The sequence below is a fragment of the Bacillus sp. GMs2/2 genome (assembly GCF_050172095.1).
In the GTDB taxonomy this organism is placed as follows: Bacteria; Bacillota; Bacilli; order Bacillales; family Bacillaceae_G; genus Bacillus_A; species Bacillus_A cereus.
The window spans coordinates 1-2,410 of the sequence record NZ_JBNLYE010000494.1; the positions used below are offsets into that span (position 1 = coordinate 1).

A 2,410-nucleotide genomic window follows, 5' to 3' on the forward strand; every position below is an offset into this window, starting at 1 on the left:
ATATCTTTCATATATATCAAAAACCTCTCGTTTATTCTAAACATAAAAAATAAGCATCAAACTTCCTTAATATTAATAAGTTTGATGCTTACTCACAATTATTATTTAAAATATTTTTATCAAACCGTAGATAAACGATGTGGATCACAGAAAGTTTCTGTATCAATCTCTTTTTCCAGCCAAAGGTCAAAGAGCGCACTAATATCTCCATCTCCTTGTTCCATCATATACTCTTTTTCTGCTTGATGAATAGGTAATAACCAAAATAAATCAAGCTCCTTTTCTTCAAAAAACTCCATTAGCTCTGGAGACTCTCCTGCCTCAATAACTGCCGGGCTTACTAAAAGCACATTCATTGAAAAATTAGATTCAGCATCCGCATTAGAAATTGTATCTCCGTAATCAAACGAGGTTTCATCTATAAATGGATAGTGTGCCAATCCAGCAAGCAAATCAATCATTTCATCATTTTGATTTGCATTTAACCAAATTAATTCTACTTTAGCACCATTGGTCATATATTCAGCTGACATCCCTAATGTCACATATGTCCATACTGGCCTATCTTCATTTTTCGGGAATTCTAAAACGTATAGCATTCCTTTTTTTAGAGCGGTATTATCTAATTCTACTCTTTTAGCTCCTCTTTCACCCCAGGTATATTCAAGAATCTGACTAGGCTCTCCAAAATGTTCATAGTACTTTTTCTGAATGTCACTTAATTTATTTTTCCGAAAAAAATTCATTTATGCTCTACAACCCTCTTCCTACTATACAACTTTGTTATTAAAGATAGATTTCTTCTTTCCAACTACTAGATTTAGATTGGACTACTATTAGATTTTCACTTTCCCATTTTAATGTACCCAAAAATCTTGCATACACCATTTCATTCCCTACCTCTTCCACCAATAGTTGGTCTCGAATCTTTAATCCCTTTTCATCATACACTTCACATCGTAGTTGGAAACCTTTAACGCGATGAATCCCTTTTAGTATTGCTACTTTCTTACGGCTTGGACTTTTCTTAGGTGTCTTTCCAACTAAAAATATTCCTTCATAGTTTTGCTTCACAATTTCTTCTAAAGATTCTTCTGTATACCCTTTAACAATAGAGGGTGAAAGGATAGAGTTTTCTTCAAGTCCAGGGATAACATATTGGCGTACTAATTTACAAAACTCTTTGTATTTCTCTTCAACTGAATTTAATGCTAAAAAGTCCATAAAATCATATGGAACATATATACGAATTTCACCCAAAGCTCTATTCACTTCATATGAAATATCAGTGTTTTCGTTAGCTAAACAAAAGACAGTTACTTTTTCAATCTCTCTTAATCCCATCTCAAACTCGCTAACTTTCTTTGAGAAAATCAGCTCAAAAATTCTAATTTCATGTACAAGCAAATAATGTTTTTTAGGACGTTTTTTTTTCCAATCGTAAAACTTTACTTCAAGCAATATAATTCACTCCTTTAAATTTATCACCATGCATCGAGGACCTATGATATCTTTTATTAATTTATTAAACTGTACTCCTTTTTCATTCTACCTTATCTATATTTTTCATATGCTCTACTCACAATGCATGCGGTGACATAACAGCCATAAATACATCACTTCTCTCACCTGGTGCCATATACACTCCTTCTGCATCTAAATATTCAATGGAAAAGGCTGCTAGCTCATACGCCATTTCTTGATCACATTCAAAAATTGAATTTATAAAAACTTCATTTCCTGTAATATTTTGTAGATCTTTCAAACAGTTAGACTTACTTCTTGCATAATCAGCCACATTCTCATTAGCCCAAGACCACATCCAACTGTTACTCTTTCCAGACCAAGACCCTATAAAAACAACACTAAATTCAAGTAACACTTGACCATTTTTTTAAACTGTAATATACATCGATCTTGATCATACCAATACTCATCAAAGTTATAGATATTATAATCCGAAATGAATTTTTGCTGTTTACTTTCTAATTTGTCATAACACATAACAAGATAATTTTCGAATTGTTCATCCGTCATTGTCAATTATCACACGCTCCCTTCATTCAAGATCTCCACTACAAACAATATATCTTATATCTTACTCTCTCAAAACCTATATAAAGTGAAACTTTAATTAGTCCTTACCAATCGGGCTTTTACCGGTAGCCCCCCGCCCACATATCATATACCTTTCTACCACTAAGATATCTTAATATATACAAAGAAAGAAGAACTTATATAAGCCCTTCTTTCCGTAAATAGTTTCTTTACTTCGTCTAATTTATTTTATCACGATAAATAAATTCACTATTACACAAATGCACCCCAACTGTCTGTATATCCACCAAACTCTTCACCCAGTTTATTCAATTCCTTTTGCATCTCTACAATATCCTCATAAATTAAGAAC

The 2,410-nt window shown here is 32.5% G+C and carries 2 protein-coding genes and 2 pseudogenes; all 4 read right to left on the bottom strand.

Features of this window, described 5'->3' with window-relative positions; all coding sequences use genetic code 11:
* Nucleotides 1–119 precede the first annotated feature (119 nt).
* Nucleotides 120–746, bottom strand: a complete 627-nt coding sequence (locus ACQGS6_RS26525) for a suppressor of fused domain protein (RefSeq protein WP_426965878.1) — start codon at nt 744–746, stop codon at nt 120–122.
* A 40-nt stretch (nt 747–786) separates the two neighbouring features.
* Complete coding sequence (locus ACQGS6_RS26530) at nt 787–1,461, bottom strand: hypothetical protein (RefSeq protein WP_141539954.1); 675 nt, start codon at nt 1,459–1,461, stop codon at nt 787–789.
* 118 nt (nt 1,462–1,579) lie between these two features.
* A pseudogene (locus tag ACQGS6_RS26535) lies at nt 1,580–2,043 on the bottom strand (DUF6882 domain-containing protein).
* Between the two features lie 267 nt (nt 2,044–2,310).
* Nucleotides 2,311–2,410 (bottom strand): annotated as a pseudogene (locus ACQGS6_RS26540) (ribonuclease E inhibitor RraB); the annotation flags it as partial.

Coding starts and splice junctions, on each gene's coding strand:
- ACQGS6_RS26525 (WP_426965878.1), bottom strand. CDS start 746: ATGAATTTTTTTCGGAAAAATAAATTAAGTGACATTCAGAAAAAGTAC.